This is a genomic window from Kocuria carniphila, assembly GCF_004136555.1.
GTDB lineage: Bacteria > Actinomycetota > Actinomycetes > Actinomycetales > Micrococcaceae > Kocuria > Kocuria carniphila.
The window spans coordinates 96357-110155 of sequence record NZ_NOIT01000012.1; the positions used below are offsets into that span (position 1 = coordinate 96357).

The following is a 13799-nucleotide window of genomic DNA, read 5'->3' on the forward strand; positions in this document are numbered from 1 at the left end:
TGGCGCCGGGTGTGTACTCAGCGCGGTGCATGGGTGTCTGTCAGGGGTATTCCACGGGGGCGGGTGGCGGTGTACCACTGGGCGCAGAAAACAACGATCAAGGTGACGTCCACGGCGTCCCCACCGTAATACATGATCTGCGCCCCGATTCGCGCGTCGGCGAAGTCAACGCCGGCGGGCGGGTGGCCGTAAAGCCACTTGGCCAAGATCGAATGGGCTGTGAGAAACCCAATGAGCGCTGCGGTCCGCAGGGCGAAGGAGCTCCGGTGCGGGTTCGGGTCAATCCCCACCATCGCGGCGGTGAAAAGATAGCCGGCCAGGAAGACGTGGGCGTGGACGAGCGCATACAACCACACCGAGGTGTGCATCATGCCGTACAGATCGGTGGTGTAAAGCGCCCACAGGCCCCCGACGTTGAGCACCACCGCGACCACCGGATGGGTCAGAGCCCGCACGAGAGCGGTGCGCAGGGCCCAGGAGAGCGCGCGGGCCTGAACCACAGGCAAAGCACGCAGAGCAAGAGTGACCGGGGCACTGAGCACCAGACACAGTGGCGCGACCATGCCCAAGAGCAGGTGCCCGACCATGTGGGCGGGAAAGCTCGTGCGGGCGGCTTCAGCGATCGGGCCCACCAGCCCGACCCCGGCGCAGAAGAGCCCGGTGTACCACAGCACGGCGCGGTGGATCGGCCAGCGCCCCCGGTGGCGGGACGCCCACCATCCCGCGGCGTAGCCGACCGCGCCCAGACCGAACGCCAGGGCTGTGACGTATCTGAACAAAGTCCAACCGAACATGCCGTGGTCGTGACTCATCGCGATTATCGTACATCTGTTTTCAAGACCTGGTCGGTCGTTGATCGCCCTCGTCCGGCTGGCTGACCATTCCTGTATGGCCACGATGAAGCCGCAGTGGATGATCGACTGTGGGAGCTGATCGCCCCGCTCATCCCGCCCCTAACGCCGCCGCGAGGTCCCGGTAGGCGGCGTGGATCGATGACTGGGCCGCTGTGGAGGGCATCTTGTTCGTGCTGCATACCTCGGTGTCGTTGACCTGCCACCGGCTCTGGGGCACGGGTCCGGACACACCGCCTGGTTGCCTCTGCGCGAGTGACAGGCGGCCGGGGTTTGAGAGAAGCCCCACCGGGCCGTGCTCGAGGAGCTCTCCGAGGAGCAGATCCTCGACTGGACAGGGGCCAGCATCGACTCGGTGTCGGTACGAACCCAAAAAGGGGAGCGAGCTGACCGGCCCGAACTCCACCGACCACGCGAACCCGGGCTCCAAGTACTACCTGCTCACTGACCGCAACGGCCTGCCCCTGCACGTTCACGCCCCGGCCGCCAACACCCACGACAGCCGTCTCTTCGAACTCCTGATGGTGGCCACCTCCGGTGTGCGCGATCGGTGCGGACGTCCCGTGCAGCCACGGCGCCGCCCAGGCATCAAAGTGCGTGTTACCCGCCGTGGGATCGAGGCCAAAACTCATCTGGATCGACACGGCTTGGTGGTCGAGCGCCCCATCTCCGGGGTCTTGCGCTTCAAACGCCTCGGAATCCGCTACGACCGCATCGTCGGCACCCTGGTCCTCTGCCCTGCTCGGCCTCCCGCTCATCAACGTTCGCCGACTGCGCCAGGCGACCAAGTTATGAGATCAGGTGCACCTCAGCGTGCCTGCACTGCACTGGTGGCCGGCGAGGTGCCGGCATTCCGATTTCCCCGGGCAGGGGCCGTGATTCCTGCCGGAGCGCTCGGCTCGCCAGTCTCGGGGGTTGGTTTGCCGGACGTCACTCGTGCCGGGCGTATGGGCCCCTCTTCCTTGTCATTGAGGATGCCGTCCCCGTCAATGTCCGGGTCTCCTTCATTGAGCAGGCCGTCCCCATCCATGTCCGGATCAACCTCATCGACGAACTTATCGCCGTCGAGGTTGTCGTCAGCCTCGTTGTCGATGCCGTCCCCGTCGAGGTCGGTGTCTTCAATATCGAGGGTGCCGTCGCGATCGGTGTCCCGTCTGGTGTCCGGAACCCGGGGCGCCACCCCGGGCAGGAGATCCTTCTCTTTCCCAGTGTCCGCGGACGGTGGCGGCGCGGATGGTGGCGGCGCGGATGGTGGCGGCGCGGGTTTGGGCGGTGCCGGTTTGGGCGGTGCCGGCTTGGACGGTGCCGTTAGGGGCCCGGGCGGGGTCGCAGCAGGTGCTGGTTTGGCGGGCTTTACCGGCTTGGTCTGGGGGGCCGTGGGCTTTTGCGCTGCTGGCGGTGCAGGAGTCGGTGTGGGGCTGGGTTTTGCAGGAGCGGAAGGCTCGGCCGTGGGCTGTGGCTCCTTCGTGACCTTCTTGGTCGCAGCGGCCTTCTGCTCGGCAGCCTTCCTTTGGGCGACCTTCTTCTGATCGGCAGTCTCTTCGCCTGAGGCGGCCTTTTTCTTGGCGGCGGTCTCGTCCTCCGGGAGAGCCGGCACGGGCACCTCCAAGGAGTACTTGCTGCGGGAGGCGGGAATGACGCGGAGGCCGTCGACCCAGTCGAAGGACTGGGGGTCCACGGCCTGCCCGTCGACCCAGGTCTCGAGGTGCAGGTTTGGTCCCGTGACCCGGGTTCCGGTGGCACCGACGGAACCGAGCTGCTCGGACGCGGTCAGCCGGTCACCGGTGGCCACCCTGACGTCCTGGAGGTGGTTGTAGGTGGTTCTCAGTCCGTCCGCGTGGGTGACCTCCACACGGTTGCCGCCCCAGACGTCCCAGAACACGGCCGTCACCTCGCCCTCGGCGGCCGCCACGACCGGCAGCCCTGCGGCGGCGGAAACGTCGGTGCCGTTATGGAACTCGCGGTCGCCGCGATCGGGGGCGATCCGCCACCCGAAGGTGCCCCCGGTCAGGACGGCCCCGGGAGTGGTGGGGGCGATGAGGGTGTTGACGGGAAGCTCGCCCGAGTACAGCCTCGGTGCGTGCCGCCCCGGGCGCACCGTCGAGGCCGCGTTCCGGTCGCCGTCGCCCGGGCCGGTGCCTTGGCGCCAGGAGCCGTTGCCCGTGGCGCCGTCACGGACGGGCGAGGTGGAACGGTTTTGCCGCAGCGGTGCCGCCGGGGGGTGCTGCCGCTCCTGACCTGACGCGAAGAGGCTCCACCCGCTGTCCGACCGCTCCGAGGACGTCGAGGAACCCGCCGACGCCCCGAAGGCAGCCCCTCGTTCTTCGCCGGCCCCCGGAGTGACGCCCGAGCTGACGGCCACGCTCAGCGCCACGAGGGCCGAGAACGCGGCGAGGGCGCTCACCGGCGAGGAGGCGCGGTGACGGAGGTCGGGCTTGGCAGGGCGGCGAGAGGAGTCGCGGGGCATGATGGTGTTTCCCCCAGGACGTCGCAGGCAGCGACGGAAAGATCGAGCAACGGACCGCAGGCATCAAACATTGGTGTGCGCGTAGGAGCACGGACAATTCTCCTGAGGATACGTCTTCGCTCCCGTTAATGCGGCGTCGTGCGGGGACGCAACGCTGTATGACGCGCAGAGCTGCCGCCCTCCGGTTCGAGGTTCCTGGTTCGGTGGCGGCAGAGTGGCGCTGAGGTACCTCATGTGACGCGGTAGATACCGATGTCAGGGCGCCCTGTCGTGGGTCAGATGTTGCCGTGGCAGCCAGCGTGGTTCGCGCCTGTGGTCAGTCGAACAGGTTGGTGAGGCCGGGGGCGAGCAACAAGATGGTGGGCACGGAGATGAGCGCAGCGGCTGCGCCGATGACTGTTGCTTTTTGCCCCGTCGGCAGGGGTGTGGCCTCCAGCCGCAGGATGCGATGACGAGCATCCTCGGTAGGGGCCGTTCCTGTCCAGGTGCCTTGGAAGCGGTGCGAGGGAGCAGCGAATCCACCGGTGCTGACAAGGACGACGGCTCGGGCGAGGGTACGGTCGTCGACGCTCCGGCGGGCGCTGTCGTCGGCGAGCATCTCGACGAGGAGCCCGACTTCGCGGTGGGCGCGGTCGGCGATGGGGAACCAGGGCAGGGAAGCCCTCCAGGCGCGGAATAGCATGAGCACGATGTCATGGCGTTGGGTGGCATGCGCCTTCTCGTGCTCGATCACCGCGTCCAGCTCGTTTTCATCGAGCAGTGACAGCAGTCCGGCAGAGAGGACGGTCATCGTGGTGAACGCCCCGGGGAGGCAGTAGGCGATCGGGGCGGGGTTGTCGAGGAGCCGGGTGCCGGGGGCCTCGGGCAGCGGTGTGCTCAGGAGCAGGACCAGCTGGGCATGGCGCCGACGATCGCGTTCGGCGCGCACAATCGTGACGATCAGGTTCAGCAGCAGATGCCCGCCGAGCAGAACTGCTCCGGACAGCGCGAGGATGTGCATCGGGCCTGCGGGCACCCATGGCTGATCTCCCAAGAAGCTGGCGGCGAAGCTGATGCCGCCCGTGACCAGGTCCGGCCCAAAAGGGGTCAGGCCGAAGGTGAGCAAGGCCCCGAGCATCGACAGCCCGCCGGCCAGGGCGACGGCCTGCCAGAGCACCAGTGCGGTGGCGGGGGCGCAGGTCGGCCACTTGGCGTGCGAGAGAAGGATTGGGACGGGCCAGGCCAGGGCGAGGGCAAATGCCGCGAGGGCGATCGAGGCGCTGATCACATGGACTCAGTGGTCGTCGAGGAGGCGCCGCAGCGTTTGTGCTTCCTCGGAACTGACGCCCCCGACGAAGCGTTCGAGTACGGCGGCCCGGTCGTTGGCTGTTCCGAGGACCTCGTGCATGAGGGAGGCCATGTGCTCCTCCCGGGAGGCCGCAGGTAAGTAGCGGTGGGGGCGGAAGGTGCGTTCCCGTGTGACGAAGCCTTTGCGCTCCAGGCGGGACAGGACGGTGAGCACGGTGGTGGCGGCGCGGGGGCGGCCGCTGTCGGTGGCTAGGGGGAGCTGGTCCTGAAGGTCGTAAGCCGACAGGGGGGTGTCCGCCTGCCAGAGGATCTCCATGATGGATCGCTCCAGGTCACCTAAGGAGGTTGCACGTTTCGATTCGTTGGTTGCCACCGGCTGATTCTAGCGGACCGACCCACGTGTTCTACAGTGGTGTAGAAGTAGTTCTACGACTCGTAGAATTACTTCTACACCACTGTAAACAGGCTTGGGGGACAACCCATGGATCCGTTGGAGATCGCCCGGTGGCAGTTCGGGATCACCACCGTCTACCACTTCGTGATGGTCCCGCTCACGCTCGGGCTGGGTCTGCTGGTGGCGCTCATGCAGACGATGTGGGTGCGTACCGGCAACGGGCGTTGGCTGCGGATGACGAAGTTCTGGGGCAAGCTCTACCTGATCAACTTCATCATGGGCGTGGCCACCGGGTTGGTGCAGGAGTTCCAGTTCGGGATGGCCTGGAGCGAGTACTCCCGCTTCGTCGGCGATGTCTTCGGGGCACCGTTGGCGATGGAGGGCCTGCTCGCCTTCTTCTTCGAGTCCACCTTCCTGGGCCTGTGGATCTTCGGCTGGGATCGCCTGCCCAAGAAGCTGCACCTGGCCACGCTGTGGACCGCGGTGCTGGGCTCCGTGGTTTCGGCCTTTTTCATCATCGTCGCCAACTCCTGGATGCAGCACCCGGTGGGCGTGGAGATGGTGGACGGCCGCCCTGTGATGAACGACGTGTGGGCGGTGCTGACCAATAACACGGCCCTGGTGGCCTACTCCCACACTCTGGCCGGAGCGGTGGCAGTGGGCGCGGCGTTCCTGATTGGGGTTTCCTGGTACCAGCTGTGGCAGCGCCGCCGGGACAACATCGACACCGTCGACGATTCCGGTGCCGTGGTTGTGGGGGAGCGGGCCGATATTCCCGGGCGGGACCGGGTCGACCACGCGGTGTGGCTGTCCAGTCTGCGCATCGGTGCGGTGGTCGCCGCCGTCGCCTTCGGCGGGGTCGCCGCCACCGGGGACCTGCAGGGCAAGCTGATGTTCGAGCAGCAACCGCTGAAGATGGCTGCCGCTGAGGCGGCCTGCCACGATGGCACCAGCTTTTCGGTGCTGGCGGTGGGCCCGCTGGGAGCCCAGGACTGTGACCAGGTGACCAACGTCATCGAGATCCCGGGCCTGTTGTCGTTTCTGGCCCACGGGGACTTTGACACCGAAGTCAAGGGCGTGAACACCCTCATCCCACAGTACGAGGCCGCCTACGGCACCCACCTGCCTGAGGACCCCATGTACGGGCAACGGGCCGGCCAGAAGATCGACTACCTGCCCCTGATGGAGGTCACCTACTGGGGGTTCCGCCTGATGATCGGCTTCGGCATGCTCGCCGCGGGGTTCGCGGCGCTGGCGCTGTGGATCACACGGAAGGGCACCGTCCCGGCTTCCAAGCCCTTGATGTGGGTGGCGGTGGCCTCCATCCTGGCACCCTTCGGGGCCAACATTGCCGGGTGGGTGTTCACCGAGATGGGGCGGCAACCGTTCGTGGTCGTCCCGAATCCCAACCCCAGTGGTGTGGACGGGGTGTACATGTACACCGCCGCTGCCGTCTCCCCGGGAGTCAGCGGGGAGGAGATCCTTTTCTCCCTGGTCACCCTCGGGCTGATCTACGCGGTCCTGCTGGTGGTGGAGACGATGCTGCTCGTGCGCTACGTGCGCGGCGGGGTCGCCTCGGCCATGCCCGAGCTCGCCCACCACGAAGATGACCCCGCCCATCCCGAGGGCATGACCGGTCGGCGCGATGACGTGCTGGCCTTCGCCTACTGAGCCCGACGACCACAGAACGGCCCCTGACATGGAACTGCTTCCCACTCTCTGGTTCATCGCCATCGCGGTGCTGTGGACCGGGTTCATCCTCCTGGACGGCTTCGACCTGGGCGTGGGGATGCTCATGCTTACCAGTACCCGCGATGAGCGCCAGCGCCGGCAGATGCTCAATACCATCGGCCCGGTGTGGGACGGCAACGAGGTGTGGCTGATCACTGCAGCCGCCGGGCTCTTCGCCGCCTTCCCCGACTGGTACGCCTCCTTGTTCTCTGCCCTGTACGTCCCCTTCGTGTTCGTCCTGGTCGGGCTGATTTTCCGGGCGGTGTCCATCGAGTACCGCGGGAAGGTCCACAGCGACCGGTGGCGGCGGTGGGTGGACCGGGCCTTGGGGATGGGGTCGTTCCTGGTCGCCTTCGGGCTAGGTGCTGCCTTGGCTTTGACCACTACGGGTCTGCCGCTGAACGCTAACGGCGACCGCGTCGGCGGGGCCTTCGCCTGGCTCACGCCCTACGCGCTGCTCGGGGGGCTGGCGCTGGTCGGGTTCTGCCTCGTGCACGCCGCGGCCTTCCTGGGACTGAAGACCGAGGGCCCGGTCCGGGTGCGTGCCCGCCGGTTCCTCCTCCGCTTCGGTCCGGCTGCGCTGGTGCCGCTCACCGTGTGGGTGTTGGCCGTTCAAGTGCTCCACGACACGGCCTGGACCTGGCCCCTGGTCGGTGTCGCGGTCGTCGCCGCGCTCTTCGGGTGGACCAGCGCCCGCCTGGGCCGGGAAGGCCGCGCCTTCGCCGGTTCCGCCGCACTGCTGTTCTGCGGTCTTACCTCAATCTTCGCCAACGTCTACCCCGTGGTCCTGCCCTCCACGATCGACCCCGCCCACCACCTGACGGTGGCCAATGCCTCCAGCAGCGACTACACCCTGGGGGTCATGACCGTCGTGGCGGCCATCGGCTTGCCCGCGGTGCTGCTCGCTCAGGGCTGGAGCTACTGGGTGTTCCGCCGGCGCCTGACCACCGGCCATCTTCCCGCCCCCCACCCCGTCCTTCCCGCCGTTGCCCCGAAACTCGCCACGGGCACCCCACGTGAGGGTGTGCCGGGGAGAGGCGCGGACGGGAACAGGCAGGCATGAAACGTCCCCCACTGGGCCCCGGCGGCTCTGCAACAGTCTTTACCCTCAGCCTCCTAGGAGCGCTCAAGGCTCTGGCCCTGATCGGCATGGCCGAAGCCCTGGCTCGCGGCATCGTCGGGGTCATCGCTCATGACACGGCGGCCTGGCAACGGGCTCTGCTGGTCGGGATCGGCGCCGGGTTGCTGCGTGCCGGAACCACCTGGGCCACCCAGGTCGTCGCCGTCCGCGCCGCCGGTCGGGCGAAGCGGGGGCTGCGCCGAGAACTCGCCACCGGCCTCATGGCCGGTGGTGGCCACGACGTCGGCGCCACGACCACCGTGGGCACCATCGGCCTCGACGCCCTCGACGACTACTACGCGCGCGTGCTGCCCTCGGTCACCGCCGCCGCCGCCGTGCCTCTGCTGGTCGGGGCGAGGATTCTGGCCGCCGACTGGGTCAGCGCCCTCATCATCGTGCTCACCGTGCCCCTGATCCCGGTGTTCATGGCACTGATCGGACTGCACTCCCAGGACAAGGCCGGGGAGTCTTCCGCCGTTCTTCAACGGCTCTCCCACCACCTGGTCGAACTCGCCCGTGGACTGCCCGTCCTCGTGGGCCTGGGGCGGATCGAGGAGCAGGCTGCGGCGTTGCGCGATGTCTCCGAGCAGCACCGGCACACGACCATGGTGACGCTGCGCACCGCTTTCCTCTCCGCGCTGGTGCTCGAGCTGATCGCCACGCTCTCGGTCGCCGTCGTGGCGGTGTTCGTCGGCGTGCGTCTCGTTTACGGTGACCTCGACCTCCTGGTGGGGCTCGTTGCCCTCATCCTCGCCCCTGAATGCTTCGCCCCCTTCCGCGACCTCGGCGCAGCCTTCCACGCCTCCCAGGACGGCATGGCAGCCCTGCATCGCTCCCGGGAGATCGTCGCCGAGTCCCCGGCCCCCGACATCCGCAGAACGACGCCGCCGGAATCGAACCCCGCAACGATCAACCCCCGGCCGGACACTCCGGCGGACCAGGCACCCCTGGTGCGGATCAGCGGCGTGGTCGTGCGCTACCCAGGACGGGCCTCCCCAGCAGTATCCGGTCTCGACGCCGAAATTTTCGGCGGAACCATCACCAGCGTCGAAGGCCCCAGCGGCAGCGGCAAATCCACCCTGCTCGGGGTCCTCGCCGGAACCATCGAAGCCCAAAAAGGAACCATCCACGGGATCGACCCGGCTGCAGTGGCCTGGGTGCCTCAGCACATCCACACCGTCGGCGAAACCGTCCTCGACGAGATCCAGCTCTACGCCCACGACACCGCCTCCGCCCACCACGCCCTCGCGCGAGTCGGACTGACCGGGCTGGCCGAGGCGGACCCGAACCAACTCAGTCCCGGGGAGCTGCGCCGCCTGGGCCTGGCCCGGGGCCTGGCCCGCATCACCGCCGGGGCCAGGCTGCTGCTCCTCGACGAGCCCACCGCCCACCTCGATCCCGCCAACGCGCACCGCATCAGAAACCTCATCGACAACCTGCGCGGCACCACAACCGTGATCCTGGCTTCCCACGAAACCGAGATCACTGCCCTCGCCGATCAGACAGTGCTCCTGGGGCAGCCCGCCAGCCCCCGCGGGGAGGGGGCGCACCGCCGGCCAGGAACCACCGCCCCGGAGGAGCCGCCGGTGCCCGATCGCCAGGGCGAGGCGTCCAATTCTTCACTCGCCGAGACCTCCGGTGGTGCGTTGGGCGAGCTCGGGGCGTTCATCGCCTCCACTCGCTGGCGCGTGCTGGGGGCCGCGGCCCTGGGGACGGCCTCAGCCCTGTTCGCCGCCGCCCTCACCACGCTGTCGGGCTGGCTGATCGTGCGCGCCAGCGAGCAACCGGGAATCATGTACCTGATGGTCGCCATCGTCGGCGTCCGCTTCTTCGGCATCGGCCGTGCCGTGCTGCGCTACGCCGAGCGACTGGCCACCCACGATGCCGTCCTGTCCGCCACCACCGAGCTCAGGTCCCGGATCTGGGCCGGGCTAGCCGCCCGCGGCCTGGCCTCCCGGGCCCTGGCCACCGGTGGGGCGGCGCTGGAGCACCTGGTCGAGGCCGCAGACCGGGTCCGTGACCTGGCACCAAGGGTCCTGCTGCCACCGATGGCCGGGGCCGGCACCGCCCTGGGGGCTGTCGTCACCGTCACGGTCCTGTGTCCCAGCGCGGTGCCCACGCTCCTGGTCGCCGTTTTCGGCGGGCTGCTCGCCGGGCCCGCCGCGGCGCTGCTGGCCGATCGCTCGGCGGCCCGCCACCTCACCGTCGTTCGCTCCAAAGTGATCCGCCGCTTCGCCGCGATGGCCGCCGCCTCCAGTGAGCTGCGCGCCAACGATCGAACCGAGGACATGCTCGCCCGGCTGGACGACCTCGAGCAGCGCGCGGACACGTCGACCCGCTCCAGTGCCTGGGCGCGGGGCCTGGGCGAGGCCGTCGTGGTGCTGGCCTGTTCTCTTTCCTCCGTGCTGATGCTGGCTACCACCGCCGAAGCCCTGGCGGCGGGCACGATTTCCACACCGGTCGTCGCCGGACTCGTGCTGCTGCCTCTGGGCCTGATCGACCCGCTGCTCGGCGTGGTCGATGCGGTACAGCAGTGGTCCGCGCTGGCCCAGTCACTGCGCAAGGTCCATGCCGTCACCTCCACAACCACCCGTCACGAGCGACCTCAGCCCCCCGCCGGGCTGGTTCCGGCTCAGGTCCAAGAGCTGACGCTGGCCGACCTGGCCGTCACCTGGCCCCAGGCGCCGGCCCCGGCATTCCGCCACCTCCAGGCCACCGTGCGACGCGGCCAGTGGCTCGTCGTTGAAGGTCCCTCCGGCTCAGGCAAGTCCACCCTGCTGGCGACCCTCCTCGGCCACTTGCCCGCCGCGGAGGGCTCATGGCAGGTCAACGGCTCCGACAGCACCACCTTCGACGCCCGGCAGCTGCGGCGGTGCTTCGCCTGGTGCCCCCAGGAGGCACATCTGTTCGACTCCACCATCCGCGGCAACCTCCTGCTCGCCCGGGGTAAAGACGATCGGCCCACCGATGAGGACATGTACGAGGTCCTCACCCGTGTGGGCCTGGGCCCCTTCCTGGACAGCCTTCCCCGGGGCTTGGACACACCAGTTGGGCCCAGCGGCGGGGAGCTCTCCGGGGGGCAACGTCAACGCGTCGCCGTGGCCAGGGCACTGCTCACCCGCGCCGACGTCATGCTCCTCGACGAACCCACCGCTCACCTCGACGCACCAGCTGCCGACTCGCTGATCTCCGACCTGCGCTCAGCACTGTCCGACCGCATCGTCGTGCTCGTGACCCACCACGCCGAACAACGTGCTGGAGCAGACGTCCACCTCCGCCTACCAGGGGTGCACCAGCACCGCCCACCGCAACCCAGGGACCATGCGCAGGCCAGAAACGGCGACCGGTCACTGACGCGTGTTCTCTGACCGCCCCGCCAACGCAGACGATCTCCCAAGACATCACAGCCCCAGATGAGATACACCTCTCCCGGGGACTCCGCGCGACCTGTCCTCAGCCGCCGACGCTCGGCCGGCCTGCGCTGGCGCGGGTTGATCCACATGGCTCCAACGGGACGTCATGGTGCATAGAACCGTCCCGTCACGAGACACTGCTCGATTCCCTCACACTTCCGGGGCGGTGGAAGTGTCGGTGCTGTTGTTTGCTGTGGCGTCTTCCGTGGATTGCGTAGTGGCGGGGCGGGGTGCGCGGCCCAAATCCACCACACGGTAGATCAAACCCGCCACCAGACCCCCCAACAACGGGGCGACCCAGAACAGCCACAGCTGGGACAGGCTCTGCGCGCCACCGATGGCCGCGGTGCCGGTGGAGCGGGCCGGATTCATCGATCCGCCGTCGAACGGCGCCAGGATGGTGAGCAGGAACGCGAAGGTCGCCCCGATCGCCACCGGGGCCAGTACCGCGTTGGCCCGTGGGGCGGTTGAGCCCAGGACCACGAGAACGAACAAGGTGCTCGCCACGAACTCAATCAGAAGCACGGTGGGCCAGCCGGCTTGGGAAGTGGAGTTCTGCCCGTAGCCGTTGGCCACCGCCCCCAGAGCCTGGGCGGTGGTGGCGGCATCGATCAGTGTCATCAGCACCGCCCACAGCAGCCCCACCGCGACCAGGGCCCCCAGCACCTGGGCCACCACGTAACCGATGGCGACCTTGGGTGATGTGCGCCCGGCCACGACCGCCGCCAGGGTCACGGCAGGATTGAAATGACCCCCGGAGACATGCCCGAAAGCCACCAATACCGCCAGCAGCCCCAGCCCGAAACCCAGTGCGGAATCGATGACCTGGGTGGCGAAAATCCCGGTGCCCACCCCGGCGAAAATCAGCACGGTAGTGCCCGCGAACTCCGCCGCCCACCGGGCACCGGTGGAGGGAGCCGGGGACACCTCGTTGGTGCCGGAATCTTTGCGCACCGCTTTCGGAACCGGAGCCACCAAATCCTGAAAGTCGAGGGCGGCCGTTCCAGCATCACGGGCGGGCGCTGTGGATCCCGCAGCAGCAGGTTGTGCGGTGTTGTCGGTCATAGGGGTTCTCCTGAACGTTGTATCGACACGGCAGGGCCAGAAGGGAAGGCCAGTAAGTCCGGGCGCCGGGCGCCGCTGCAATAGGACCACGGCTAGCTGAATGGTTTTTGAGCACGGGCTCAAATGTGTCGGCCCCACAGCAGGTCCTTGCTGGTCGGTCGCCTCACTCAAGGCTGACAGAGAGGGGACTGGCGAAGGCGCTTTCCCATTCTGTGGGTTCAGCGGATGTGTTGTGGGAGCCCATTCTTGATACCGCCGCCTCGACGGACCCACCCGCTGCTGCAGTTGGGTCCGGGCTCAGTCTTCGCATCGAGCGGAGGTGAGCACGAGCCCACGCCCGGCGCCGGCGGTCCGGGCCAGGGCCAGCTCCAGTGGGCCCTGGCCGTAGGCGCGCTGCCAGGCCACCGCGAACACCGCCGCCCCGCCTGCGTGGATGAGGAACCACAGGAGGGGCACCTCGTAGTGCACCATGGCGGCCAGTGCCAGCAGGTGGGCGGTGTAGAGGGTCAGGGTCATGGAGCCCGCAGCACTGAGCGGCAGCAACCAGGCGCCGGCCTTCCGCCCGATGAGCAGGAACGCCCCCAGCACGGCCGCACCGGAGCCGAGGCCATAGAGGATCGCGATCGGGGTGTTGGTGTGCGGACCGGGGATTAGCAGCCACCACCACGACGTGTCGGGCAGGACGGGGTCGGGGCCCCAGATGATGATCTCGTCGATCTGCTCCTGGCTCAGTCCCGGGGTGGAGCTCATCAGCTGGTCAAAGCCGCCGGCCTGCATGATCAGCACCCAGTAGACCAACCACGCGGCCAGAGCCAGGACCAGGCCCGCCCCGAGCAGCCGGACCTGGACGTGCAGGGACCGCAGGTTGAGCCGGCCGATGGCTACGCCGGCAAGCAGGTAGGTCAGGTATGGGGCCGCAGGGTAGGTACCGGTGAACAACAGTTGGGAGAGCACCGTGCCAGGGTCGGTGAGCACCCCGGTGATGGTGGGATTGTAGACCTCCATCGCGGGCAGCACGCCGCGCAGGGTCTGCATCAGCACCGGGGCGGTCACCGCGGTCACTCCGGCGAGGATGAACAGGGTCCGTGCGGGTAGGTGCAGGAAGGGGATGGCCAGCAGGAAGAACATCCCGTAGTAGGTCAAGATGTTGTAGGCGGGCGGGTCCTCCGGCATGACCTGGTTCACGAGCAGGCCCAGCACAGTGATCAGCACGGCCCGGATGAGCAGCCCCACCCGGTCGGCGGTCATCGTCCGGCCCCGGTGGGCTGTGCGTCCGCCGGTGGAGAACGCCAGCCCGACCCCGGCCAGCAGCGCGAACAGGGCCGCGGCCCGGCCGGCGAACAGCTGCCACTGCAAGGTGACCTCGTAGGTCTCGGGGTCCCAGGCCGGCAAGATGTGGATGGAGAACATCCCGACCAGAGCCAGACCCCGGGCGGCATCGACGCCCACCAGCCGGGATTTTTTCACCAGC

General features: G+C 68.3%; 9 protein-coding genes. 3 read left to right on the forward strand and 6 right to left on the reverse strand.

Annotated elements, in window-relative coordinates:
- Nucleotides 1-17: 17 nt before the first annotated feature.
- From EWV37_RS10300 to EWV37_RS10315, 4 genes are all read right to left on the reverse strand, one after another.
- Entirely contained in the window at nucleotides 18-812 is a 795-nt protein-coding gene (locus EWV37_RS10300) for a cytochrome c oxidase assembly protein (protein WP_095650768.1), read from the reverse strand.
- Nucleotides 813-1659: 847 nt separating this feature from the next.
- Nucleotides 1660-3318, reverse strand: a complete 1659-nt coding sequence (locus EWV37_RS10305) for a peptidoglycan DD-metalloendopeptidase family protein (protein ID WP_095650767.1) — start codon at nucleotides 3316-3318, stop codon at nucleotides 1660-1662.
- Nucleotides 3319-3634: 316 nt separating this feature from the next.
- Nucleotides 3635-4585, reverse strand: coding sequence for a M56 family metallopeptidase (locus EWV37_RS10310; RefSeq protein WP_062737393.1), 951 nt, complete (start codon nucleotides 4583-4585; stop codon nucleotides 3635-3637).
- A 6-nt stretch (nucleotides 4586-4591) separates the two neighbouring features.
- The gene (locus EWV37_RS10315; protein ID WP_219930804.1) at nucleotides 4592-4978 is read right to left on the reverse strand and encodes a BlaI/MecI/CopY family transcriptional regulator; all 387 of its coding nucleotides are present in this window, start codon (nucleotides 4976-4978) and stop codon (nucleotides 4592-4594) included.
- A gap of 108 nt (nucleotides 4979-5086) precedes the next feature.
- On the opposite strand from EWV37_RS10315, the gene EWV37_RS10320 reads away from it, so the two are divergent.
- From EWV37_RS10320 to cydD, 3 genes are read left to right on the forward strand one after another with little or no spacing between them, the layout of a single operon-like run.
- Complete coding sequence (locus EWV37_RS10320; protein WP_062737391.1) at nucleotides 5087-6670, forward strand: cytochrome ubiquinol oxidase subunit I; 1584 nt, start codon at nucleotides 5087-5089, stop codon at nucleotides 6668-6670.
- Between the two features lie 28 nt (nucleotides 6671-6698).
- Nucleotides 6699-7793 carry a cytochrome d ubiquinol oxidase subunit II gene (gene cydB / locus EWV37_RS10325; RefSeq protein WP_062737390.1) on the forward strand — a complete coding sequence of 365 codons (1095 nt, stop codon included), beginning with the start codon at nucleotides 6699-6701 and terminating at the stop codon, nucleotides 7791-7793.
- Complete coding sequence (gene cydD / locus EWV37_RS10330; RefSeq protein ID WP_062737389.1) at nucleotides 7790-11218, forward strand: thiol reductant ABC exporter subunit CydD; 3429 nt, start codon at nucleotides 7790-7792, stop codon at nucleotides 11216-11218. The genes cydB and cydD overlap by 4 nt, the downstream gene beginning before the upstream one ends.
- A gap of 195 nt (nucleotides 11219-11413) precedes the next feature.
- On the opposite strand, the gene EWV37_RS10335 is transcribed toward cydD, so the two are convergent.
- Together EWV37_RS10335 and EWV37_RS10340 are read right to left on the reverse strand one after the other, a co-directional pair.
- Entirely contained in the window at nucleotides 11414-12328 is a 915-nt protein-coding gene (locus tag EWV37_RS10335; RefSeq protein ID WP_084271836.1) for an MIP/aquaporin family protein, read from the reverse strand.
- A 297-nt stretch (nucleotides 12329-12625) separates the two neighbouring features.
- Nucleotides 12626-13795 carry a heparan-alpha-glucosaminide N-acetyltransferase domain-containing protein gene (locus EWV37_RS10340; RefSeq protein WP_219930791.1) on the reverse strand — a complete coding sequence of 390 codons (1170 nt, stop codon included), beginning with the start codon at nucleotides 13793-13795 and terminating at the stop codon, nucleotides 12626-12628.
- Nucleotides 13796-13799: the final 4 nt, after the last annotated feature.